20 protein-coding genes are annotated in these 22282 nt (G+C 56.1%); 9 read left to right on the top strand and 11 right to left on the bottom strand.

What is annotated here, in order from left to right; translation table 11 throughout:
• The first annotated feature begins 6 nt into the window (after positions 1 to 6).
• Entirely contained in the window at positions 7 to 831 is an 825-nt protein-coding gene (locus J7400_RS18730; RefSeq protein ID WP_209065626.1) for an alpha/beta fold hydrolase, read from the top strand.
• Entirely contained in the window at positions 831 to 1124 is a 294-nt protein-coding gene (locus J7400_RS18725; protein ID WP_209065625.1) for a hypothetical protein, read from the top strand. Before J7400_RS18730 ends, J7400_RS18725 begins: the two co-directional genes overlap by 1 nt.
• Here J7400_RS18725 and mdoH read toward each other — a convergent pair.
• The 6 genes from mdoH to J7400_RS18695 all read right to left on the bottom strand — a co-directional run bounded on the left by mdoH (position 1107) and on the right by J7400_RS18695 (position 10012).
• On the bottom strand, positions 1107 to 2993 hold the full coding sequence (gene mdoH, locus J7400_RS18720) for a glucans biosynthesis glucosyltransferase MdoH (protein WP_209065692.1): 1887 nt from the start codon (positions 2991 to 2993) through the stop codon (positions 1107 to 1109). The two genes, J7400_RS18725 and mdoH, sit on opposite strands and share 18 nt — an antisense overlap.
• Positions 2990 to 4513 carry a glucan biosynthesis protein gene (locus J7400_RS18715; protein WP_209065624.1) on the bottom strand — a complete coding sequence of 508 codons (1524 nt, stop codon included), beginning with the start codon at positions 4511 to 4513 and terminating at the stop codon, positions 2990 to 2992. The genes mdoH and J7400_RS18715 overlap by 4 nt, the downstream gene beginning before the upstream one ends.
• Positions 4500 to 5720: an OpgC domain-containing protein gene (locus tag J7400_RS18710; protein WP_209065623.1), complete on the bottom strand. Its 1221-nt coding sequence runs from the start codon at positions 5718 to 5720 to the stop codon at positions 4500 to 4502. The genes J7400_RS18715 and J7400_RS18710 overlap by 14 nt, the downstream gene beginning before the upstream one ends.
• Positions 5721 to 5735: 15 nt before the next feature.
• A complete protein-coding gene (locus J7400_RS18705; protein ID WP_209065622.1) occupies positions 5736 to 7100 on the bottom strand; it encodes a tetratricopeptide repeat protein in 1365 nt (454 codons plus the stop codon).
• 109 nt (positions 7101 to 7209) lie between these two features.
• Positions 7210 to 8424, bottom strand: a complete 1215-nt coding sequence (locus J7400_RS18700) for a CoA transferase (RefSeq protein WP_209065691.1) — start codon at positions 8422 to 8424, stop codon at positions 7210 to 7212.
• Entirely contained in the window at positions 8414 to 10012 is a 1599-nt protein-coding gene (locus J7400_RS18695; RefSeq protein ID WP_209065621.1) for a thiamine pyrophosphate-binding protein, read from the bottom strand. The genes J7400_RS18700 and J7400_RS18695 overlap by 11 nt, the downstream gene beginning before the upstream one ends.
• A gap of 231 nt (positions 10013 to 10243) precedes the next feature.
• Between J7400_RS18695 and J7400_RS18690 the strand changes: the two genes are divergently transcribed.
• A complete protein-coding gene (locus J7400_RS18690) occupies positions 10244 to 10852 on the top strand; it encodes a d(CMP) kinase (RefSeq protein WP_209065620.1) in 609 nt (202 codons plus the stop codon).
• Positions 10853 to 10858: 6 nt separating this feature from the next.
• On the opposite strand, the gene J7400_RS18685 is transcribed toward J7400_RS18690, so the two are convergent.
• The gene (locus J7400_RS18685) at positions 10859 to 11245 is read right to left on the bottom strand and encodes a helix-turn-helix domain-containing protein (RefSeq protein ID WP_209065619.1); all 387 of its coding nucleotides are present in this window, start codon (positions 11243 to 11245) and stop codon (positions 10859 to 10861) included.
• Between the two features lie 155 nt (positions 11246 to 11400).
• On the opposite strand from J7400_RS18685, the gene J7400_RS18680 reads away from it, so the two are divergent.
• The 4 genes from J7400_RS18680 (at position 11401) to J7400_RS18665 (ending at position 15027) form a co-directional block, all read left to right on the top strand.
• Positions 11401 to 12036, top strand: a complete 636-nt coding sequence (locus tag J7400_RS18680; RefSeq protein ID WP_209065618.1) for an NAD(P)H-dependent oxidoreductase — start codon at positions 11401 to 11403, stop codon at positions 12034 to 12036.
• A 124-nt stretch (positions 12037 to 12160) separates the two neighbouring features.
• A complete protein-coding gene (locus tag J7400_RS18675; RefSeq protein ID WP_209065617.1) occupies positions 12161 to 12421 on the top strand; it encodes a DUF6525 family protein in 261 nt (86 codons plus the stop codon).
• A gap of 218 nt (positions 12422 to 12639) precedes the next feature.
• Positions 12640 to 14316: a 30S ribosomal protein S1 gene (gene rpsA / locus J7400_RS18670; protein WP_209065616.1), complete on the top strand. Its 1677-nt coding sequence runs from the start codon at positions 12640 to 12642 to the stop codon at positions 14314 to 14316.
• Positions 14317 to 14658: 342 nt separating this feature from the next.
• Positions 14659 to 15027: a GFA family protein gene (locus J7400_RS18665; protein ID WP_209065615.1), complete on the top strand. Its 369-nt coding sequence runs from the start codon at positions 14659 to 14661 to the stop codon at positions 15025 to 15027.
• A gap of 21 nt (positions 15028 to 15048) precedes the next feature.
• Here J7400_RS18665 and J7400_RS18660 read toward each other — a convergent pair whose 3' ends face one another.
• Positions 15049 to 15807 (bottom strand): isocitrate lyase/phosphoenolpyruvate mutase family protein, encoded by a 759-nt coding sequence (locus J7400_RS18660; protein WP_209065614.1) that lies wholly within the window; start codon positions 15805 to 15807, stop codon positions 15049 to 15051.
• A 189-nt stretch (positions 15808 to 15996) separates the two neighbouring features.
• Here J7400_RS18660 and J7400_RS18655 point away from each other — a divergent pair, with 189 nt between their 5' ends.
• Positions 15997 to 16377, top strand: coding sequence for a VOC family protein (locus J7400_RS18655; RefSeq protein WP_209065613.1), 381 nt, complete (start codon positions 15997 to 15999; stop codon positions 16375 to 16377).
• A 59-nt stretch (positions 16378 to 16436) separates the two neighbouring features.
• Here the strand turns inward: J7400_RS18655 and J7400_RS18650 are convergent, their stop codons facing one another.
• From J7400_RS18650 to J7400_RS18640, 3 genes are all read right to left on the bottom strand, one after another.
• On the bottom strand, positions 16437 to 17348 hold the full coding sequence (locus tag J7400_RS18650) for an ABC transporter permease (protein WP_209065612.1): 912 nt from the start codon (positions 17346 to 17348) through the stop codon (positions 16437 to 16439).
• Positions 17341 to 18348 carry an ABC transporter permease gene (locus tag J7400_RS18645; RefSeq protein WP_209065611.1) on the bottom strand — a complete coding sequence of 336 codons (1008 nt, stop codon included), beginning with the start codon at positions 18346 to 18348 and terminating at the stop codon, positions 17341 to 17343. The genes J7400_RS18650 and J7400_RS18645 overlap by 8 nt, the downstream gene beginning before the upstream one ends.
• Before the next feature lie 113 nt (positions 18349 to 18461).
• Entirely contained in the window at positions 18462 to 20162 is a 1701-nt protein-coding gene (locus J7400_RS18640) for a peptide ABC transporter substrate-binding protein (RefSeq protein WP_209065610.1), read from the bottom strand.
• A gap of 299 nt (positions 20163 to 20461) precedes the next feature.
• Here J7400_RS18640 and J7400_RS18635 point away from each other — a divergent pair, with 299 nt between their 5' ends.
• Positions 20462 to 22282: an ABC transporter ATP-binding protein gene (locus J7400_RS18635; RefSeq protein WP_209065609.1), complete on the top strand. Its 1821-nt coding sequence runs from the start codon at positions 20462 to 20464 to the stop codon at positions 22280 to 22282.

Genomic DNA, 22282 nt, shown 5'->3' with positions numbered 1-22282 from the left:
AGAACCATGTTGGCGGCTCTGGCCTTTACTGCAATGAGTGGTTCCGCTGCGTGGGCATGCTCTAACGAGACACCCTGTGAGGTGGGGGAGCGGGCCTACTATGTCGCTTTGCCTGAAGTGCAGGAACAGCCAGCCCCCGCAGTTGTTTACATCCATGGATGGGGGGGCAGCGGGAAGGGGGCACTCCGCAATGGCGGGATGGTCTCTGCATTTTTGGAGCGTGGCTATGCTGTGATTGCGCCAGATGGCGTACCCAGAGAAGGGCGTAGTGGGCGGAGTTGGGGATTTCATCCAAATTCAGGCAGGCAGCTTGAGGAAATTGCCTACCTACAAGCTGTGCGAGATGATGCGATCGAACGCTTTGATTTGGACCCGGATCGCATTGTGTTGGCTGGCTTTTCCATTGGCGGATCGATGGTTGCCTATACGGCCTGTCTTGATCCCAGTTCTTTTGCCGCCTACGCGCCTGTCGGCGGAAATTTTTGGCGCCCGCACCCGACAGAATGTGCCGGCCAGGTGCGGATGTTGCACACGCATGGGTGGACAGATGGAACAGTTCCGCTGGAGGGCCGCGTGGTGAATCGGGTGCCAGTGACCGATCCGGATGCTTTCGCGCAAGGCGATGTTTTTTATGCGATGTCTCTATGGCGTGAGACCAACAAATGTGTGCACCTGAAAGCGGACCGTTTCGTCACAGAAGGGCAATTCTGGCGGCGTATCTGGGACCGCTGTGCACCGGACTCTGCATTGGAATTGGCACTGTTCCCTGGGGGTCATGCCATTCCAAGGGGCTGGTCTGATCTTGTTGTAGATTGGTTTGAGGGGCTGTGATGCTGATCGCAGGTATATCAGTTGCTGCGCTTGTCACCGGGATTTTGCTCCCGTTACGGTGGGGCGTTTATGGGTTTGTCGGCGGCGCAGCAGTTCTTTTCCTGATACAAGTCGGGATCAATTCCGCTGGTGGTTTTGCCGGTGCGAGTTTTGAGGAGAGCCTGTTGTTGTTCAACGGCTCATACCTCTCGTATTTCGGATTTAACTTGCAGATAAGCTATCGCGCCTTTGCTGCGCCGCTGTTGGCTTTGGCGTTGCCGATAATCTATCGCTTGTCACTCCGCCGCAATTGATTGCGGCGCAGCTGTTTCTGTCAGTACAGATTTCATCCAAGCCCGTTCATTCCGCGCCAACGACACGATCTTTGGCTCGACGAGTGTGTGCGGTGTATCGAGGCGTAGCACGCGGCTTGCGGCATTCGCGACAGGCACTGAGCTGAGTTTTGACAGGGGTACAGCAGCTGCAAGGCTGAAAGCGATCGGCAGGATCAAAAGCGAGATATCTGCGAAAATCATGCCTCCGATGAGCGCAAGGCCAAACACGGTTTCAATCCAATGGAACCGCAAGGTCGCCAACCATCCGTAACCGTTCCCGCTCCGATCTTGTGGCGCCCACGCATTTTTGCGCCCCAGAAGAGCGGAGGTCGCTGCAATGGTGTGGTGGACCATCATGATCGGAGCATAGAGCACCGAGAGCAGAACTTCGACGAGCATTGATCCGATGAAGACCCGACGTGAGCCATAGGCTGCGCGTGTTTTGGATTGCAGGCCAAAGATGACAGCGCCGGCGATTTTTGGGAACAAAAGCATGCCGTAGATGAAAGCGAGGTAGAACCAGGCCATACTGGTTGGGGTTTCCTGCCATATCGGCATCAACGGGTTCGCCGGTGAAAAATAGCTGGGTGGAGTGTCGTCGCTGACGCCGACAAAGGCCCAAAGGGTGATCACCGCGAGCCAAGCGGGCGACATCAGAAAGGCGAGGGCGCCCAGTAAAAGGTGAAAGCGAGAAATGACATGGAAGCCGCGTGCCGTAAGAATTCGCAGATGCTGCATATTGCCATGGCACCAGCGACGATCCCGCACGACATAGTCGATCAGGGTTTGCGGTGTTTCTTCATAGCTTCCTGTGACGCGGGGCAGAAGACGCACGGCCCATCCCGCACGGCGCAACATACCTGCTTCGACAAAGTCGTGGCTCAGCAAAAGATGTTTTGCGCCGCGCCAGCCCTTCAGGTGCGGAAGGCGGGCGCTTTCAGCAAATGCGCGCGTGCGAATGATCGCATTGTGGCCCCAATAGTTGCCTTCGTGCTGCGACCAGCAGGCCAGCCCCTCGGCAATCAGCCAGCCGTAGACTGAGTTCGAAAACTGTTGCACGCGACCAAAAAGTGTCTGAGCGCCAATCAACATTGGACGGCTTTGAATGAGGCCTGCATCCGGATCAGCCGCCATGGCGCGCGCGAGTTGCCGGATGGCTTTGCCGCTCATCAAGCTGTCTGCGTCAAGGATCACCATGGAGTCATAGGCGGCACCCCAGTTTTCGATCCATTCGGTGAGGTTGCCTACTTTCTTGTCGGTGTTTTCCTCGCGACGGCGATAAAAAACTTTGGTGTCTGGGTGTGCTGAGCTGCTTAGTGCTTGATAGGCGCGTTCTTCCATCGCGGCGACTTGCGGGTCGCGCGTGTCACTGAGGATAAAGAGTGTGTAGCAATCTTCTCCCGGACCATCTGCAAGCTCTCGCATCATGGCGGAGGCATTTCCGAAAACATCCCAAGGTGTTTCGTTGTAGACGGGCATCAACAGGGCGATTTGAGCGGATTGACCGGTCACGTTGCCACGGGTCATTCGCATGCCGCCAAGAGCTGTGCTAACCAGTCCCAAACAGGCATTGGTTGCCGAAAATGCAAGCCACACGGTCGAAAGCGCAATCAGCGCCAAGACAATGGCATCAATCGTCGATACGCCGCCACGGCTCAAATACGTTGAGAAAGAGGTGCAGATCAGGGTCGTCAACGTGATGGTTGGTACAAAGGCCGCTAGGCGCCAAAGGTGCCGCCCCGGACGCCCAGCATGTTCCATGGAGCGCCTGCTGCCGACTTCTGAAAAGGTCTGAGCCGGCATCGCGAGCGGTGCCCGCGGGGGCATATGGGGATGCTCAGGCGTCATGCGGTCCACCGATAAAGCCACACCTCACTCAGCGGTGCGCCTTTGAGCCGAAGCTGTGCGCGGAATTCAATGAGCGTCTCGTCTCCTGGATGAAACTTGAAGGCCAGTCGAGGGCCGCCGGTTTCCGGATTGCGTTGCAACACACCAGAGGACACTTCGCCAGCGCTGCTGTTCACTACAATTTCGATCTCGGAGAGATCTTCCGGAACAGTTTCATCATCGGCAAAATCAATCAGCACGATGGTTCCGTTGTTCTCAAAAGCGGAACCAATCATCGTGTTGAGCACGGTGAGGCCTTGCCCATAACTGACCTCTTCGCTCCATGTGAGACGATAAGATAGTTGGGTTTCCGTGCCGTGGGTCAGACCGCCTGCTGGACGCCAGTAACATACGATATTGTCGTAGATCTCGGATTGGGTCGGGATTTCGATCAGCGTGACCGCACCTTCGCCCCAATCGCCCTTGGGCTCCACCCATACACCCGGGCGGCGATGATAGAGCGCTTCAAGATCCGCAAAATCGCTGTATTCGCGTGCGCGTTGCAGAAGGCCGAAACCTTTGGGATTGTTGTCTTGGAAGGCGCTGATCTGCAGCGCGGAAGGGTTGGCCAATGGACGCCAAATGGACTCGCCCGCGCCGTTGCTGATCAGCAGACCGTCCGTGTCATGCACCGCAGGACGAAAGTCGGTGAAGCGATGTCTGTTGGTTTGATCGTATTGGAACATCGACGTCAAAGGCGCGATGCCAATGTTGTCGATATCGCGACGTGGGAACAGATGCGTTGTGATGTCCATGGTGAGGGCTTTGCCCGGCGTTATCTCAAAACGATAGGCACCTGTGCAACTTGGGCTATCAAGCAAAGCATGGACAACGAAGGTTTCTTCTTTGGGGCCAGGCTTCTCAATCCAGAAGGCGCGGAAATCCGGGAACTCCTCGCCCTCAGGTGAGGCTGTATCTATGGCCAGACCTCTCGCGGATTGGCCGTAGATGTTGCCGGTCCCAATGGCACGGAAATAGCTCGCGCCCTGAAATACTGCGAATTCCTGATAAATCCCTGCCTTTGCCAATTCTGCTCGGAGACGCAGGCCAGAATAGCCAAGCGTGTCATCGGTAGGCAGTTCAGGGAATTTGTCAGTTTTGTCAAAGACATCGAAATCAAATTTGAGCGGCTGAGCCATGCCGTTTTCAACAACAGCGATGTCGATCGGATGCGGAAAGTATAGGCCCGGGGCGAAGACGTCCAACTGGAGCGGGGTCTCGGGTTCTTTGCTCCAGAGCGCATTGCGCACGTCAAACCAGATGGAGACGTAATCCTCGTAGCCAATTTCTGTCCATTCCTGCGGAATGCGCTTCGGTGGTTGGTAGTCCTTCTGGCTAAGCGCACGGGCACGCTCAATCACCTCATTCGGATCAAATGAGACGGGCGCATGCAGTTGCAAACCGGGTTCGTTGCTGGCTTCAGCCAAAGCGGGGCTTGCGGCCAAAGCCGCCAAGCTGGCGATGAACTCACGTCTTAGCATTGGCGCCGCTCCGCTTTTTCCAAGGTTGAGATTTGTAGTAAGACGCGCCATAGGCCACGCCGACTATGATCGCCGCGCCGAGCAGGTTCACCCAGAACATAGTGAAATGTGTCCGGCCCACCTGATCCAACAAAGCTCCCATCAGGCGTGCCAGGAACATGGAGGCGATGAAGACCGCCAAAGATTGCTGACCAACTTTCAGGATGACGGTGATCATGCGCTGCCAGATGTGCCCGATGGGCGAAGCTGGGTCACGCGGCTGAAGGCGGTCGCCATTGCGGCCAGCCAGCACCCAAGCGACATAAGCAAGCGACAGGAAGTGGACATAGCGCAAGATGCCAAAGTTGGTCTTGTCGATCAGCACACGCCACTCTTTGCGCCACTCCAATGCCCAGGACAGCTCGTTATAGAGACGGAAATAAGCAAACGGGAGGGTGATCAGGAGCACAGCGACGGCCACCAGAAACAACCGATTGTCTACGGGAGGAGCGGGGAGCCAACGCGCATTGAGCGCAAATCCCGTGAAGAAAATCAACTGCCAGCCAAATGGGTTGAAGAACCAATGGCGCTCGGACCACGGCTCGGCGGGAAAGTTAAGGTCATAGAGGTTCGCGCACAGCCAGACCGCGACCACGGCTGCAAACGCCAGCGCCTTGTTGATCTTTGCCAAGATCACCACTGCGGGCAGCATCACGAGGATGACCATATACATTGGCAGAATGTCAAAATAGTTCGGCACATAGGTCAAAGTCAGCAGACCAAGCAGATTGGTTGGCGTGTCCTTGAAGAATGGGTGCAGGTTGAGCTGGCCGACGTAGTTGCGACCCTCTGGCAGAAGCGCGTTGAGCGCGACCATGGCGGTGGCAATTGCAAAAAACAGACAGATATGCGCCCAGTAAATCTGCCAGACACGATAACTGATCCGGACAGTGCCCATCATATTGCCCTGCTCGCGGAAAACACGGCCAAAGGCGAGGGCGCTCGCCATGCCAGAGCAAAAGACGAAGATTTCAGTGGCATCTGAAAAGCCGAAGCGGGCCGGGATCCAGAGGGTCAGCCAATTGCCCGGGACATGGGCGATCAAGATGATGAACATCGCGATACCCCGGAAAAAATCCAGACGGATATCGCGTGTTTTGGCGCCGATCTGTGCGGCTGTATTCACTGCCGCCGTAGCGGGAGCAAAGGTCGGGTTTGCCACTCTCATAGTCCTCGTCCAGACTTAGTTTGCTGCCGTCGATGGGGTCGCCAACGTGCGCAACTCGGCGATTTGGGCCATGCGTGATGCGCCAAATGCGTCTTCATGTCCGCCGCGCAGCCCTGTGCGTGCTCGCAGCAGCGCTTCGGTTTCCGCCAAATGACCAGCTCGCAGACCGGCTTCGATGGTGAGGCGTTCGAAGATATCGCGCTGTGCGTGACTGCCTCCCATGGATTGGAAGTTGGTCTGTGCCGCGCGCAGGTGGGAGAAGGCAGACGCGTAGTTTGCTTCGCCAAAGGCAGCCAGACCTTCGGAGGTCGCCACACCTGGCGAGAGCATTACGCGTGCCATTTCATCTTCTTTTTTGGCGTTTTCGGCCACGCGGGCATTCAGGCGCGCGACGGCGTCAGGGCGGGTTTCACCGATCAGCGCAAGCATGTAGTGCATATCGGCGAAGGTCAGGCAGCCATCATCAGAGCGCTTCTCTGCAAGGTTGGCCAATTCAACCCAGCGATCTCCCACATCAACACCTTCAAGTTCAAGGCGCATTAGTAGGGAGCTTGCATTTGAAAAGTCGCGATAGTCGTCGGTTTTCTCATCGCGCACTTTGGTGTCGTAGAGGTCCAGAACCGTGCCAATGTCGCCCTGATCCAGGTGAAGAATGGCCTTGTGCCACCAGACATGGAACCGGAAGTTGTTGCAGTGGTTCCACGCATCGAGATTGCTGTCGATGAGTGAGATGCCACTGTCGGTCTGATGTGTCATGTCATAAACATGCGCCACAGCATGAAGACCCCAAGCGTCGTCTGCGGCGAATTCAAGCCCACGCAGGCCGACGTGTTCAGCGCGCTCATACCGACCGTTTTCTTCAAGTGCGAAGGCGTGACATCCCAGTGCGTATCCGTAGAGCGGATGTGCAACCCCGTGGGCGCTGATCACGCGTTCGATCGACCGCAGCATGCCTTGGCTGTCGCCGAGCATAAAACGAATGCCATGTGAGAGCTTCATGCTGATCGTGTCGGCATGATTGAGGCGCAGCGCTTCCTCCATGCGCACCACAGATTGAGAAGGCTTGCCGGCCAGCCAATCCGTCAGTGCGGCACACCAAAGACGTTCACGCTCTGTGGCGCCGCCTTGCGTCAGAGCACGCTGCGCATCATCGCTCGCGGATTGCGCAACGCTGACCAGCTCACGGCGGCCGAGCATCAAGCAGCTCAGGCCCTTCATGGCGTGGCCCATCGCAAAATCAGGAGCCAGGGTTAGCAGGCGGTTGAGATGGTCACCGGTTGTTTGGCCATGTGATAAGACACCAAGAATAACATTGTTCCATGCGCTCAAGGCCTCCTCGTTAGACAGACTTACCTCGCAGGCACTGATATCGGTCAGCATTATGAAACCTTTCGGACGCTTCAAGACAGTTTGAAAAATTATAGGTTGGGCACCAAATACGCGCACATCACCAAAACGTTATGGCTCGAAAAGGTGATTGGATCTCAACCTATTGTGATTGGCTTTGGCTCATGTGTTGCGACAGCAGGTCAAATACATTTTCGGTGTCTTCTCCAAATTTTGGCGGTGCTTTTGCATATTGAATCGGCGTTTTAGAGAATTTGAGCGGATTGCCCAGCAGATTTACGGTACCGGCGCTGGTTGCTTCGGCTGAAACCTTGACAACAGCGCCTCTTTCTATGGCCTGCGGCGATGTGAGGGCTTCTTCAACGGTGTGTATGGGGCCGCAGGGCACGCCCTGAGCTTGCAACATTGCGAGGGTCTCTTGCGAGGAATGGGCGCCAATTGTTTCAGAAACGGCGGTTTCCAGCGCAACGCGGTTCTCCAGGCGCAGCGGATTTGTTGCAAAACGCGGATCCGCAGCCAAATCGCTGCAATTAAAGGCACGGCAGAAAGATTGAAATTGCGTGTCATTTCCTACGGCTAGGATGATATGGCCGTCTTTGGTGGCAAAAACATTGTAGGGCGCAATATTAGGGTGCCCATTTCCGCGCCGTTTCGGCGTCTTGCCGGATGTCAGGTAGTTTGTACCTTCATTGACAAGCCACGCCATCTGGCTGTCCACCAATGCCAAGTCGATCTGTTGTCCCTCGCCGGTGGCTTCTGCGTGGCGTAGAGCGGCCAACATGCCAACGGTGGCGTACATGCCGCACATGACATCGGCGATGCCGACGCCCACCTTCATGGGCGCACCATCTGGATCACCTGTGATGGACATGATGCCCCCAAAACCTTGCGCCATGAGGTCATAGCCGGGCCGTTCCCGGTTGGGACCGGTCTGGCCGAAACCAGAAATCGAACAATAGACGAGGCTCGGGTTGATCTCACTCAGCGCGGCGTAATCGAGCCCATACTTTTTGAGACCCCCGGGCTTGTAGTTCTCAATCACGATCTGAGCTTGAGCCGCGATCTGTTTGACAAGCTCTTGCCCCTCAGTGGTCGAGAGATCTGCGGCCACCGAGAATTTGTTGCGATTGGCGGCCATGAAGTAGGCGCTCAGATCACTTTGGCCGTCTGTCGTTTCTGCGTAGGGTGGGCCCCAGCGGCGCGTGTCATCGCCGCCAGTGATTGGATTTTCGATTTTGATGACAGTCGCGCCGAGATCGCCCAGAAGCTGGGTGGCTGTCGGGCCCGCAAGAATGCGGCTGAGATCGAGAACCAATACGCCTTCAAGCGCGCGGGGGGCATTAGGATTAGAAGGCATTGTCATAGGCTTTCCGGTCAATTTGAACCGCAATAACTGTGAAAGTTTCAGCGGATTGCGCATCGTTCAGTGCCTGGCGCAATTCCGCTTCGCTGGAAACACTCACACCGTTGCCACCGAAAGCGCGCCCAACGGCCGCCATGTCGGTTCCTTTGAAATCCACGCCAACATTGTCGAGTTTGCGCTCGCGTTGTTTCAGCTCGATAAGAGCCAGGGAGGCGTCGTCGAACACAACGAAGATGGTTTTCAGGTTGTGTTCCGCGGCTGTTGCGAGTTCACCCACGACCATGAGAAAGCCTGCATCTCCGCTGAAGGACACCACGGTACGATCCGGTTCAACAAGCTGAGCGCCAATGGCGAGCGGTACGGCGCAACCCATGGTACAAAACCCTGAGGACTGCGTGAGCGCGCGCGGGAAGCGGCATGTCCACATTTGGCTGAGAAGAATGCGATGTGCGCCGCTGTCCGCCGTGGCCAGCGTGTCCGCCGGCAAAACGTGCTGACATATTGAGATGGCTTGTGCTGGCCCCCAGGTTTCACCGGCTGGAAACGCTGCCGCCAAGGCATTTTGGGTGTCTGAGATTGTGGAGCCTGACCAGCCGTTGCGCGCGTTGTCTGGAAGCAGCGCAGCAACAGAGGCGGCGCAATCCCCAACAATATTGTGGCTGGACTGATGCATATAGTGGTGGTTCGGCTCGGCTGTTATGTCGATGACCACTTGCGTCTCGGGATCCCAAGGATTTTGCCAGCCGATCCGCATTTCGATGGGGTCATAACCAATAGCGAGAATGACATCGGCTTCTTTGACAAGCGGCAATAAAAACTTGTCAGCTTTTGGGGAGAGGCCCGCACCGCCGAGTGCAAGCGGATGATCTTCGGGCATTAGCCCTTTGGCTTTGTAGGTGGTGATGACCGGCGCGCCTAAGAGTTCTGCCGCCTGCTGGACTGCGCTGGCTCCAGCCTCAGACAGGGCGTCGACGCCTGCTACAATGAGTGGCTTCTTTGCGTTTGCGAGAGCGGTGCGGGCTGCATCTAGCTCGGGCCCTGCCGGTGCGACCGAAAGGGCCGGGCGGCGCATCACGCCTTCCCCTTCAGAGGGCGCATTCGCCACGGAAATCGGGACATCAATGTGGACTGGGCCCGGGCGCCCTTCGGTGGCGATGCCAATGGCTTTGTCGATGATCACATGGGCTGCCTTCGCGTTGAGCGTAAAGCTCGCCTTGGTGACACTCTCAAAAACCTTTGTCTGATCCAGGACTTGGTGGGTGTAGACTTGGGCTGTGTCCGGATCGACGCATCCGGTCAGTACAATCATCGGCACGCGATCTTCACGCGCATTTTCCACGACATTCACTCCGTTTAAGGCACCAGGGCCAACAGTCGTGAGCAAAATGCCTGGTGCGCCAGTGCGGTGATAGGTGGCTTCTGCCATAAAGCCCGCAGCGTTTTCGTGACGGCAGAGGACAAATTCGATTCCGGCTTTATCCAGTGCATCCAAAAGTGTCAGCACTTCGCCTCCAGGCATACCAAAGGCCCAACGGCATCCTTGCTCATACAACCGTTTCGCAATCACATCTGCTGCGCGCATGCTATCCCCGCCATTGAATTCATTTAGCGGTGTATTGGTCGTAGACTTGCAGCAAGTCAACGGAGGTGCGGCGAACCCACGTGAAATTCATATTCTGTAATATTAAGATTTGCTGGCGGTGCGAATTTTGGTGGCGTGCCAGCTTGCGCCCCAAGGTGGCTGTGGTGTAGGCCCGCATCAACTTCAAAGCTCTCTGCTGCTAGTCAGGAGCGCATGCGAAAAGGCGAAGCGATGCGATTCACCATTGCGATTGATGGACCGGCGGCGGCTGGAAAAGGCACAATTTCCAAAGCAATTGCTGCGCATTTCGGTTTTGCGCATCTTGATACCGGGCTTTTGTATCGCGCCGTGGGCGCGCGCACACTGGATGGCACAGACCCGATTGATGCAGCGAAAGCGCTGACGGCGGAGGACCTGGCTGCGGAAAATCTGCGCACGCCAGAGGTTGCGCAGGCTGCAAGCCGCGTAGCGGTAATAGCGGAGGTGCGCGCGGCACTGATTGATTTTCAGCGCGCTTTCGCCGGCCGGGCAGGGGGAGCTGTGCTGGATGGGCGCGATATCGGAACCGTTATTTGTCCGGAGGCGGACGCTAAGCTTTATGTGACCGCCAGTGCGGAGGTGCGGGCGGAGCGTCGATATCTTGAGCTCGTCGGCAAGGGACACGAAACGACGCGAGACGCTGTTCTGGCTGATGTGAAAGAGCGCGATGCACGTGATGCCGAGCGGGCCGAGGCGCCCATGAAGCCTGCGGAGGATGCGGTTCTGATTGATACGTCTGACTTGGCCATCGAGGCGGCGGTTCAAGCAGCTATCGATGCGGTGAAGGCGCAGCGGAGCTGATAGGCCTCAGGCACTGTCCTTCAGCGCCGCTTCCCGATCATTGATTTCCCGTGCCGCATCAATGGTGGGCAGGTTTTCCAACGCCCAGTATCCCATCGCTTTTACAGGCTCTAAAAACGAATGCCCCAAATCTGTTAGAGCGTATTCCACTTTGGGAGGAATCGTTGGGTGGTATGTGCGGCTGACCAGCCCGTCGCGCTCCAGCTCGCGCAGGGTCAGCGACAGCATCCGTTGCGAAATACCTAGTCGGCGTTTGAGCTCGTTGAAGCGCAAGACACCGTATTCGCCAAGCGACATCACAATCAAAACAGACCAGCGGTCACCAACTCTGCTCAGAACTTCGTTGATGCGTTGGCATTCCGGGCACTGCGTCTTTTGCGTTGCATCTGGCATGTGAGACTCCTGGGGTGGTTCCCTTCGTGTGACCGGGGAACGAGAATGTGACTTCTTGCAGCGGTATTTAGTTCTTTCTATATCGTCAGTATCGAAAATATACCACCCCTGGCGGCTCGACTGCAGGAGGGGTGAAAGAGAAAGAAAGATCAAAAATGACCTCCCTCAAAGACTTGATGTCCTGGCGCTATGCCACCAAGAAAATGGACCCTGCAAAAGCGGTTTCTGAAGAAAAAGTAGAGGCCATTTTGGAAGCAATCCGCATGGCGCCGACGTCCAGCGGCATGCAGCCGTTTGAGGTGTTTGTGGTGACGCAAGATGCGATGCGGGAAGAAATCCGCAAAGTGGGCTGGGATCAAAGCCAGATCACCGAGTGTAGCCATCTGCTCGTTTTTGCTGCGTGGGACAATTACTCCGCAGAGCGGATCGATGCGGTTCGCGCGCATATGGAAGAACTGCGCGGCGAAAACCCGATGATCACGCAGTACTACGAGAACCTCAAAGGCGCCTATTTGCCCCGCGAGTCCGCCGTAAACCACGATCACGCAGCCCGTCAGGCCTATATTGCTTTGGGGTTTGCAATGCTGGCGGCGGCAGAACTTGAAGTGGATTGCTGCCCGATGGAAGGGTTTGATGCGAATGCTGTGGATCAGATCATGGGGCTTAAGGAGCTTGGCTTGAAATCCGTTACGCTGTTGCCGCTTGGCTATCGCGAAGAAGGCGCGGATTGGCTGCTGCCGATGCCGAAAGTTCGTAAGTCGCGAGAGACTCTGGTCAAAACACTCGCTTGATAGCGGGCGATAGCGCTATTGCAGCGGTGCTCGGGTTGGGCGCCGCTGATTTGCATTTCTGGCTTGTTATTTACTCTCATAGATATGTAATAACGTAACATATTGATGTGAAGGCAGAGTGGATATGCAAAAAAATCTCAACAGCAGCTTGAAAGGGCGACGACGCCAGGGGAATACGATGCAAGCCTATGATGCTTTGCCACCCGAGTTGCGCCAATGGTTGAGCGTGGCGGCGTTGCCATGGAGCCCTGCATCCGCCATCGGTATCTGGAAGAAGGCCGGCGGTACGCGAGATCCGGAGGCGGCGCTTGAGCGGCTGAATACAATTGAACAGGCGACACTACGCCGAGATCGGGTGGTGCGCGGAATCGGCTTGCCCACATAGGTGATTGTCGTTAAGAAGCACACGTCTATAAGGCGCAAATGCCATAAAACAATGAGACGAGCAGGGTCGGACGCACCGGCCCTCTTTGTTTTTTGTGTGTTTTCTCGTTGTTGGCGTGCCCAAGACCAAATTGTTCTGCCAGAAGGCGGACGCCAACCAAGACCGGCGGAGACAACCGCACGGCCAGAAAAAACGTTTGTAAAGGAAGTAAACGCCACATGGCTAACGCAACCATGGAGGAATTCGAAGCCCTCCTCCAAGAAAGCTTCGAAATGGACACACCGAACGAGGGTTCGGTTGTCAAAGGCAAAGTCATCGCTATTGAAGCGGGCCAAGCCATCATCGACGTCGGCTACAAAATGGAAGGCCGCGTTGAGCTAAAAGAATTCGCAAACCCTGGTGAAGCTCCTGAAATCGCTGTTGGCGACGAAGTGGAAGTGTACCTGCGCGCGGCGGAAAACGCCCGTGGCGAAGCTGTTATCTCCCGCGAGATGGCACGCCGCGAAGAAGCATGGGATCGCCTTGAGAAAGCCTACGCAGACGATGCACGCGTTGAAGGCGCGATCTTCGGCCGCGTTAAAGGCGGCTTCACGGTTGACCTCGGCGGCGCCGTGGCCTTCCTGCCAGGTTCCCAGGTTGACGTACGCCCCGTACGTGACGCTGGCCCTCTGATGGGTCTGAAGCAGCCGTTCCAGATCCTGAAAATGGACCGTCGCCGTGGCAACATCGTTGTGTCCCGCCGCGCGATCCTCGAAGAGTCCCGCGCCGAACAGCGCGCCGAAGTTATCGGCAACCTGTCCGAAGGTCAGGCTGTGGACGGTGTGGTCAAGAACATCACCGAATACGGTGCATTCGTTGACCTGGGCGGCGTAGACGGCCTGCTGCACGTCACCGACATGGCATGGCGTCGTGTGAACCACCCATCTGAGATCCTGACGATCGGTGAAACCGTTAAGGTTCAGGTCATCAAGATCAACAAAGAAACCCACCGCATCAGCCTGGGCATGAAGCAGCTGCAAGACGATCCATGGGATCTGGTTGCTGCGAAGTACCCACTGGAGTCCGTGCACAAAGGCCGCGTGACCAACATCACCGATTACGGTGCATTTGTTGAGCTGGAAGCGGGCGTTGAAGGTCTGGTTCACGTCTCCGAGATGTCCTGGACCAAGAAAAACGTGCACCCCGGCAAGATCGTTTCCACCTCTCAGGAAGTGGACGTCATGGTGCTGGAGATCGACGGTGCCAAGCGCCGCGTGTCTCTGGGTCTCAAGCAGACCATGCGCAACCCATGGGAAGTGTTTGCAGAAACACATCCAGAGGGCACCGAGGTCGATGGCGAAGTCAAGAACATCACCGAATTCGGTCTGTTCATCGGCCTGCCAGGCGAGATCGACGGCATGGTGCACCTCTCCGACCTGTCTTGGGACGAGCGTGGCGAAGATGCGATCCAGAACTACCGCAAAGGCGATATGGTTTCGGCCGTTGTCTCCGAAGTGGACGTTGAAAAAGAGCGTATTTCCCTGTCCATCAAAGCACTGGGTGGTGACAAATTCGCAGATGCGGTTGGCGGCGTGAAGCGCGGCTCTATCGTGACTGTTGAAGTGACCGCGATCGAAGACGGTGGCATCGAAGTGGAATACGAAGGCATGAAATCCTTCATCCGCCGCTCCGACCTGTCCCGTGACCGTGCTGAGCAGCGCCCAGAGCGTTTCTCTGTCAGCGACAAGATCGACGTGCGCGTCACCAACATCGACAGCAAGACCCGTCGTCTGGGCCTGTCGATCAAGGCACGCGAAATCGCAGAAGAAAAAGAAGCAGTGGAACAGTACGGGTCTTCCGACTCCGGCGCATCTCTCGGCGATATCCTGGGCGCAGCGCTCAAGGGCGACGAGTAAGATCACCCGATCTTTTTGCTCTATGACTTGGGAAACCCCGCCAGGAATGGCGGGGTTTTCTTTCTGGGGTGTCGTCCTGAGGTCCTGATGGGCGCAGTTTTCACTATCTACCAGGCGGCGAAGCCGACCAGCCCCTCCCATTTCTAAGGGCCCTCCCCCAGGGCGGGGTCTCCACCCCCACCCAGATTCGGGGACTGGTCAATGCGAATAAGTTCAGGCGGTGTGGAGCCGCCGGTCGCTGTTCAAGCGGGGTGCCAGAGGTTTTCTGCCTCCGGCGCGCTTGCTTCTTTATTCATGTTCTGCATATGTTCTCGTTCTGGATATTAGGTACAAGGACATAAAATGATTTCTGGAAGTTGTAATTGCGGGGCTGTGCAATTCGAGTTGAGCGCAGCACCAACAATGATGGGAACCTGCCATTGCTCTCGTTGTCGCAAATCCGGCGCCAGCACGATTGTGTTTGTAAAGAAAGAGAGCCTGCGGTGGGTGTCCGGCAAAGATCAGGTAGCGCTCTATCAGCCAGAGGCACCGTTCAAATATGGGCGATGTTTCTGCAAGATCTGCGGCACGTCTTTGGGAGAGATCTTGTCAGAGGAAGAGAGTTTCCCGATTTCCGCCAATGCCTTTGATAGTGATCTCGGGTTGCAAGTTCAGTTCCAAGAGCATTTGGACGATAAGCCCAGTTGGGTTGCAGTTGGCGACACAGCCTGAGCGTCGCCAACTTTCAAAAACTCAATAGTGTTGCGCCGCTTGAGCTGTCAATGTTTTCATCGCAGTACGATAGGGAGCCGGGCCAAAGCTGATGCGCGCCACTCCAAGCGCCGCCAGCGGTGTGATGTCAGCAGATGTGTCCAGACACAGCACGTTCACCGGCAGAGAGACCTGTTCACAGATCTGTTTTATCAACTCAGGATCTGTCAAGCCGGGCACAAAGAAACCGCTCGCACCTGCTTTTGTATAAGCCTCAGCCCGCGCGAGAGCATCGTCAATCAAGCTGGCGTGCGCATCCGGCTTTGATTGCAAGAAAAGGTCTGTGCGCGCATTGATGTAGAGTGGAATTCCGGTTGCATCGGCTGTCGCTCGGATTGCTTTGATACGCGCCACCTGTGACGCGGTATCATGCAGGCCTTCACCGCCGACCACACGATCTTCAAAATTTAGTCCCACCGCACCTGTGGCCAAAAGGCGTTTGATGTTGAGCGAGAGTTCTTCAGGGTTGGTAGCGTAACCGCCTTCGAAATCGACGCTGACTGGCAGCTCTGTTGTGGCTGTGATCCGGCCTGCGATTTGAAAGAGCAGTTCCATCGGTAGGTCTTCGCCATCTGCATAGCCTTGGGCAACGGCCACCGACCAACTCCCAGTGGCGAGAGCTGATGCGCCAGCTTTGGCCACTGCAGCTGCGCTGCCAGCATCCCACATATTGTAGAGCACAACAGGGGAGCCGGGTTTGTGTAGGTCGGCGAAGGCTTTGGCGCGGTCACTTTGAGACATTGGGCGTTCCTTGTGTTTTGCGATCAGCTTATATTTGATCGAGGCGTTGAGTTCCGTTCTGCAGTCAGCAGCGGTGTTTGCAGCAACTCTAGCAGGGCAAACGGCCTTTACCGCCTCTATTTGGTGGTGAGCTGAACAACTTTATGTGCGATTGGACGGCTTTTGAGAGAAGATCCTGAAAGTGACCAAATGATCGAGATCGAAAGACTGGACCATCTGGTGCTCACAGTTGCCAGCATCGAGGCAACCGTGGCGTTTTATACTCGGGTTTTGGGATTTCGGGCCGAGACTTTTGGAGAAGGCCGCATGGCCCTCACATTCGGTCAACAGAAAATCAATCTGCATCAGGCTGGTTGTGAGTTTGAACCGAAAGCTGCGCAACCGATGCCGGGATCAGCCGACCTGTGTTTGATCGCAACGACACCGCTGGCCGAGGTGATTGTGCATTTGGAAAAGCAGGGTGTCACGATCGAGGAGGGGCCCGTCGTGTGCACCGGTGCCAAGGGGCCGATCACATCGCTCTATTTTAGCGACCTAGATCAGAATTTGATTGAAGTCTCAAATTACTGAACGCTCTAAATGGAAAAGGCCGGGCGATGTACCCGGCCTATCTGTTGATATTGTTTGACTTACCGGCCGCGAATACGCGGATCAAGCGCATCACGCAGGCCGTCGCCGAGGTAGTTTACCGACAACACAGTCAAAGAGATCGCTAGACCGGGCCAGAACACGCGCTCCGGATAATCTTGCAGATATTGTACGGCGTCATTCAGCAGGCGACCCCAGGTTGGGAAGTCCGGTGGGAAGCCAAGGCCTAGGAATGAAAGGGCCGATTCCGTGATGATCGCGTTGGCGATGCCAAGTGTTGCAGAAACCATGATCGGCGAAAGCACGTTGGGTAGGATATGCCGTGTGATCATGTTGTGGTTTGACGTCCCGATGGAGCGGGCTGCGAGTACGAACTCACGTTCCTTCAGTGCAAGTACGTCGCCGCGTACAATCCGGGCTGTGGGCATCCAGGAGGTGATGCCGATGGCGACCACGATCAGGATGAAAATACCACGCTCAGGACCAACAGCGGCGGAGAGGGGCTCTCGGAAGAGCATCATCATCACCAGCAGAAGAGGCAGGATTGGCAGAGCCAGAAACAAGTCAGTCAGCCGCATCAGCGGGCCGTCGAGTTTCTTGAAATAGCCAGCGGTGATCCCGACAAAGCTGCCCAGACCCAATGCTAGCAGCATGGCGGTGAGGCCCACGGCAATCGAGGTTTGCCCGCCCGCCATCATCCGCGCCAGGGTATCCCGTCCCAGCTGGTCGGTTCCAAAGGGATGCGCAAAGCTTGGGCCTTGGTTGCGTGAACGGATATCGATGTAGGTTGCGTCATAAGGCCAGAGCCAAGGGCCGATAAAGACGCCCAGTACGATCACAATGAAAATGATCCCGCCCAAAAGCGCGCCTTTGTGTGCCTTGAACTGGTGCCAGACGTCCACCCATTGGGACCGCTGCGGTGTGGTCGGTTCGGTGTTGGTGGTATCAGTCATAGCGGATCCTCGGATCAAGAATGCCGTAGAGCACATCTGCGATCAGGTTGAAGAAGACGATCAGGAAAGCGAACATAAAAGTCAGCGTCTGCACGGTGGGCAGGTCGTTGGCCTGAATGGCGCCGATCAACTGAGCCCCGATGCCGTTCACAGAGAACACCTGTTCGGTGATGATTGCGCCGCCAAAGATTGCAGGCAGGCCCAAGGCAATTACGGTCACAACAGGGATCATCGAATTGCGCAGCACGTGCACCAGAACCACGACACGCTCACTTAGGCCCTTGGCACGCGCAGTGCGCACGTAGTCTTGATTGAGATTGTCCAGCATAGAGGCGCGCATGTAGCGGCTGATCTGAGCGGTGGTCTGCAGCGCCAGTACCATCACGGGCATGATCATCTGTCGCAGCTGATAGACAAAACTGTCCCAATCCACCACCTCATGTGTGGTGTCATAGATGAAAGGGAACCAGCCAAGGTTCACCGAGAAGATCACAATAATCAGCGGGCCGGTGAAGAACGGCGGGATGGAATAGCCGATCATGGTGATGAATGTGCCGGCCTGATCAAACACCGAATATTGTTTGTAGGCTGAGTAGATCCCGATTGGCAGCGCGATCAGGATGCCCACGATGTAGGACATGCCCACAACCCACAGTGTCTGGGGCAGGCGTTCCACCACCACATCCATCACCGGAGAGCGGGTCTGCCAGCTGATGATGCGCAGCTTGCCTTCAGAGAAAGCGGTGCCAAAGAGATGGTCAAACAGCACTTGCGGCTCGACCCAGAAGAACTGAACAAGCCATTTGTAGAACCGGATATAGCCAGGCTCGCCCAAACCAAGGGCCTGGCGCATCTTTTCCTTCACTTCTGGCGGCACGGTGAGTGGCACCTGTGCCATCGGGTCACCGGGGGCCAGTTCCAGCAGAAGGAAAATGACAAGAGATATGAAAAAGAGCGTCGGGATCGAAAGGATCAACCGTCGTATTGTGAAGGTCAGCATAAAGCGGCGCCTTTGTGCGTCTATTTTTTGATTGGTGGGCTCCGCGCAGCGACCTGCCTGTTCAGAACCGATAGAGGATAGGGCGGCCCCGAAAGCCCGCCCTAAGCATTAGTTTACTTCACGCGGTGCCAATCGGCAATGTTCCAAAGCTCGGAGTCCCATGTGTTCAGCACAACGCCACCCAGAGAGTTGGCGTGCGCGGATACACGACCACGGTGCACCAGTGGCACGATGGTGAAGCTCTCGTTGGTCAGCATGTCGTTCATTTTCTTCGCGATCTCGCCGCGCTTCTCGATGTCGCCGGTGCGGGCCAGTTCGTCGATCAGAGCATCATAGGCTGGGTCACAGAAGCGGTTGATGTTCTCACCCTGCCACTGAGAAGAAGGCTTAGGCTCGCCGCCGCAACGGTAGGCCGCCAGGTATTGCTGAGGGTCGGTGCCGTTGAAAGTGTTCGCATACATTTCCACGTCTGCGTAGAATTTCTGGAAGGTGTCAGGGGAACCTGGGTCACCACCGAAGAACACGGATGCAGACAGGTTGCGCAGCTCGGTTTCAACACCGATCTCGCTCCACCACTGTTTGATCAGCGCCTGGAAGTCCTGACGCACAGCGTTTGTAGAGGTCTGGTACAGGATGGACAGTTTCACGCCGTCTTTGGCGCGGATGCCGTCGCCACCTTTGACCCAGCCCGCTTCATCCAGAAGCGCGTTTGCGCCTGCGATGTCCTGGGTGAAGCAGTCGGTGTTTGCCGAGGCGTAGTTTGCTGGCACAGGCACGAGGTCACAGGTGACTTTGCCCGCTTTGCCATAGCCGATTTCCACCAGCAGTTCGCGGTCGATTGCCATGGACAGCGCTTTACGCACGTTGATGTCAGACAGGAACGGGTGTGGATGCGCAACAGTCGCACGCTCACCTTCAGGCAAGTCGGAGGACGGGTTGGTCATGTTCATTTCGAGACGCTCAACCAGTGGGCCAAAGCCCGCGATCGCGATGCCTTTGCCGCCTTCTTCCATCTTGGCAATCACATCGGGTGCCAGCTGGAGGTTCCAAGCGTAGTCAAACTCGCCGGTTTCCAGAACCGCGCGGCCTGCGCCAGTCGCATCCCCGCCACCTTTGAAGGTTACGGTAGCAAACGCTGGTTTCGCCGGATCGCGATAGTTCGGGTTGGCTTCGTACTGGATCACATCGTTTGTTTTGAATTCGGTCACAACAAACGGGCCGGTGCCGATTGGGCCGAAGTTCTCTGCAGTACACTCAGGTGCTTTGGCACCCATGCAGTTTTCAAACTGCGCTTTCTGCAGGATTGGGGACTGGCCGCCAACAAATGGGCCATATGGGTTTGGTTTTGGCTGGTTGAAGGTCACTTTGACGGTTTTTTCGTCTAGCGCTTCGATTTCTTCAACGCCGTCAAAGAATGCGGCCTGTGCGCAGCCGCCTTCTGGGTGCATGCAGTAGTCGCCGGTGAAAACAACGTCAGCGGAGGTCACTGGTGTGCCATCAGACCACACCATGCCGTCTGCGATCGTCCAGGTGATAGAGGTCAGGTCTTCAGAAACGCCACCGTTGTTCACGGTTGGAATTTCAGCTGCCAGATACGGGACCATTTTGCCGGTTTCGTCGTAACGCGCCAGCGGTTCAATTGTGAGAGAGGCGGATTCGATGTCCTTGGTCCCGGAGGACAGATAAGGGTTCAGAATCGAAGGCGCCTGCCAATAGATGATGTTTACGTGGCCATCAGCGCCGCGCTCTGCCATGGCCGCCGGGGCCATCACAAACGCTGTTGCAGCGCCCAGCATCAGGGTTTTTGCTTTCATATCTCACTCCATGTTGGCACGTCGTTCGTGCGAAAAAGGCAGATTGGTTCCGCCCGTTTTTGGTTGTCATAACAAGAGGAGCGGGTGGCGAATCGCACAGAACCCAATGCACAGATTTGTGTCGTACTCCCCTCCGACTGAGGGCATCACAGACCAGTCGGTAAAAAATTGCAAGGGTTCGTTTGTTTTTCCTGCCGTCGCTTTCCGAGAAAGAAGTTCGCATCGGTTTGACCTTGTGGAACGTCAGCTATAGCGTCGGCGACAAGGAGAAAACAAAAACACTGAGGGGAGTAACCCGCATGCTGGACAACGCCATAGCCTCCATCGAGAACCTGCGCGTCGAATTTCAAACCAAAGACGGCCCGGTGGTTGGGGTCGAGGACGTGTCCTTCAAGGTGAGTCCGGGTGAAACCGTATGTATCGTTGGAGAATCTGGCTCTGGTAAATCCGTTTCCAGCCTGTCTCTGATGCGTCTGGTGGAGTTTGGGGGTGGGGATATTGCTGGCGGCCGTCTGTTGTTTGACCGGCGCGACAACGGCGATGTGGACCTCTCCAAAGCCGATCAAGATCTTATGCGGACGATTCGTGGCAACGAGATCGGGATGATCTTTCAGGAGCCTATGACGGCTCTAAACCCGGTATTTACAGTGGGCCGGCAGCTGACCGAAGGTCTGCGGTTGCACAAAAAACTGTCAAAAGCCGATGCAGAAGCTCGTGCTTTAGAACTTTTGCGACAAGTACGGATTCCAGAGCCGGAGCGACGCCTGAAACAATATCCGCATGAGTTGTCTGGTGGCATGCGCCAGCGGGTTGTGATCGCGATGGCCATGGCATGCGAGCCGCGTTTGCTGATTGCGGATGAGCCTACAACAGCTCTTGACGTGACCATTCAGGCGGAAATTCTGGCACTGATGGACCGTTTGAAGCGGGAAACCGGAACGGCCGTGATGTTCATCACGCACGACATGGCGGTTGTCGCGCAGATGGCTGACCGCGTGGTCGTTATGTTCCGCGGAAACAAGGTTGAAGAGGGCACTGTCGAAGAGATCTTCGAGAACCCGTCTCATGATTACACCAAAGCGTTGCTCGCAGCTGTTCCCAAGCTGGGTGAAATGACGGGTACGGATGTCCCAAGCCCGATGAAGTTGTTTGGGGACACCACGCACAACACAGATCCAATCCCCGGGACGGAAGAAACCATCTTGGAGGTCAAAAACCTCGTCACCCGGTTCCCGGTGAAAGGTGGCCTCATGCGGCGCACCGTGGCGAATGTGCATGCTGTGGAAGATGTGTCTTTTAGCGTCAACAAAGGTCAAACGCTGTCTCTTGTCGGAGAGTCTGGTTGCGGTAAGTCCACGGCGGGTCGTTCGTTGCTGCGTCTGGTTGAGCCAACCTCTGGGGAAGTCCGGTTTGACGGCAAGGATATCATTTCGCTCAATCCGAAAGAGATGCACGCTGCGCGTCAAGATATGCAGATGATCTTTCAGGATCCTTTTGCATCCCTGAACCCACAGATGATGTTGATGGATCAGGTGGCGGAGCCGATGCGAAACTACGGGACGCATTCCGGTGCCGAGCTGCAAAAGCGTGTGGAGATGTTGTTTGACCGAGTGGAGCTGCCGCGCAGCTTCATGCGTCGTTACCCGCACGAAATGTCCGGTGGTCAGCGCCAGCGGATTGCGATTGCCCGCGCATTGGCACTGAATCCCAAGCTGATTGTGGCTGATGAAGCTGTGTCTGCACTCGACGTGTCGGTCCAGGCGCAGGTGTTGAATCTGATGATGGAACTTCAGGCGGAGATGGGGATTTCATACGTCTTTATCAGTCACGACATGGCTGTGGTTGAGCGTGTCAGCCACCATGTTGGCGTGATGTATCTGGGGCGCATCGTCGAGATCGGCCCGCGTCGTGCGGTATTTGAGAACCCGCAGCACCCGTATACGCAAGCATTGATGAAGGCCGTGCCGATTGCGGATCCGCGTCGTCGTAAGTCTGAGAAAGACCTGAACTTTAAGCCAATCCCAAGCCCGATCCATCCGGTTGGCTATGAGGCGCAGCCGTCTGAGTACAAAGAGGTTGGTCCCGGCCATAAAGTTCTGATCACCGACAGCGGGTATTGA

The organism is Shimia sp. R9_2 (assembly GCF_017743735.1).
GTDB lineage: Bacteria > Pseudomonadota > Alphaproteobacteria > Rhodobacterales > Rhodobacteraceae > Shimia.
The sequence above is the reverse complement of the archived record's forward strand: the minus strand, read 5'-3'. Positions and strand labels throughout refer to the sequence as shown.

What these genes read in the sequence shown, in the direction of transcription:
- J7400_RS18700 (WP_209065691.1), bottom strand. Translation starts at nt 8,424, where the DNA reads ATGCCTTCTAATCCTAATGCCCCCCGCGCGCTTGAAGGCGTATTGGTT.
- J7400_RS18655 (WP_209065613.1), top strand. Translation starts at nt 15,997, where the DNA reads ATGATCGAGATCGAAAGACTGGACCATCTGGTGCTCACAGTTGCCAGC.
- J7400_RS18695 (WP_209065621.1), bottom strand. Translation starts at nt 10,012, where the DNA reads ATGCGCGCAGCAGATGTGATTGCGAAACGGTTGTATGAGCAAGGATGC.
- J7400_RS18690 (WP_209065620.1), top strand. Translation starts at nt 10,244, where the DNA reads ATGCGATTCACCATTGCGATTGATGGACCGGCGGCGGCTGGAAAAGGC.
- J7400_RS18660 (WP_209065614.1), bottom strand. Translation starts at nt 15,807, where the DNA reads ATGTCTCAAAGTGACCGCGCCAAAGCCTTCGCCGACCTACACAAACCC.
- rpsA (WP_209065616.1), top strand. Translation starts at nt 12,640, where the DNA reads ATGGCTAACGCAACCATGGAGGAATTCGAAGCCCTCCTCCAAGAAAGC.
- J7400_RS18675 (WP_209065617.1), top strand. Translation starts at nt 12,161, where the DNA reads ATGCAAAAAAATCTCAACAGCAGCTTGAAAGGGCGACGACGCCAGGGG.
- J7400_RS18685 (WP_209065619.1), bottom strand. Translation starts at nt 11,245, where the DNA reads ATGCCAGATGCAACGCAAAAGACGCAGTGCCCGGAATGCCAACGCATC.
- J7400_RS18715 (WP_209065624.1), bottom strand. Translation starts at nt 4,513, where the DNA reads ATGCTAAGACGTGAGTTCATCGCCAGCTTGGCGGCTTTGGCCGCAAGC.
- J7400_RS18730 (WP_209065626.1), top strand. Translation starts at nt 7, where the DNA reads ATGTTGGCGGCTCTGGCCTTTACTGCAATGAGTGGTTCCGCTGCGTGG.
- J7400_RS18705 (WP_209065622.1), bottom strand. Translation starts at nt 7,100, where the DNA reads ATGCTGACCGATATCAGTGCCTGCGAGGTAAGTCTGTCTAACGAGGAG.
- J7400_RS18645 (WP_209065611.1), bottom strand. Translation starts at nt 18,348, where the DNA reads ATGCTGACCTTCACAATACGACGGTTGATCCTTTCGATCCCGACGCTC.
- J7400_RS18710 (WP_209065623.1), bottom strand. Translation starts at nt 5,720, where the DNA reads ATGAGAGTGGCAAACCCGACCTTTGCTCCCGCTACGGCGGCAGTGAAT.
- mdoH (WP_209065692.1), bottom strand. Translation starts at nt 2,993, where the DNA reads ATGACGCCTGAGCATCCCCATATGCCCCCGCGGGCACCGCTCGCGATG.
- J7400_RS18665 (WP_209065615.1), top strand. Translation starts at nt 14,659, where the DNA reads ATGATTTCTGGAAGTTGTAATTGCGGGGCTGTGCAATTCGAGTTGAGC.
- J7400_RS18725 (WP_209065625.1), top strand. Translation starts at nt 831, where the DNA reads ATGCTGATCGCAGGTATATCAGTTGCTGCGCTTGTCACCGGGATTTTG.
- J7400_RS18635 (WP_209065609.1), top strand. Translation starts at nt 20,462, where the DNA reads ATGCTGGACAACGCCATAGCCTCCATCGAGAACCTGCGCGTCGAATTT.
- J7400_RS18640 (WP_209065610.1), bottom strand. Translation starts at nt 20,162, where the DNA reads ATGAAAGCAAAAACCCTGATGCTGGGCGCTGCAACAGCGTTTGTGATG.
- J7400_RS18650 (WP_209065612.1), bottom strand. Translation starts at nt 17,348, where the DNA reads ATGACTGATACCACCAACACCGAACCGACCACACCGCAGCGGTCCCAA.
- J7400_RS18680 (WP_209065618.1), top strand. Translation starts at nt 11,401, where the DNA reads ATGACCTCCCTCAAAGACTTGATGTCCTGGCGCTATGCCACCAAGAAA.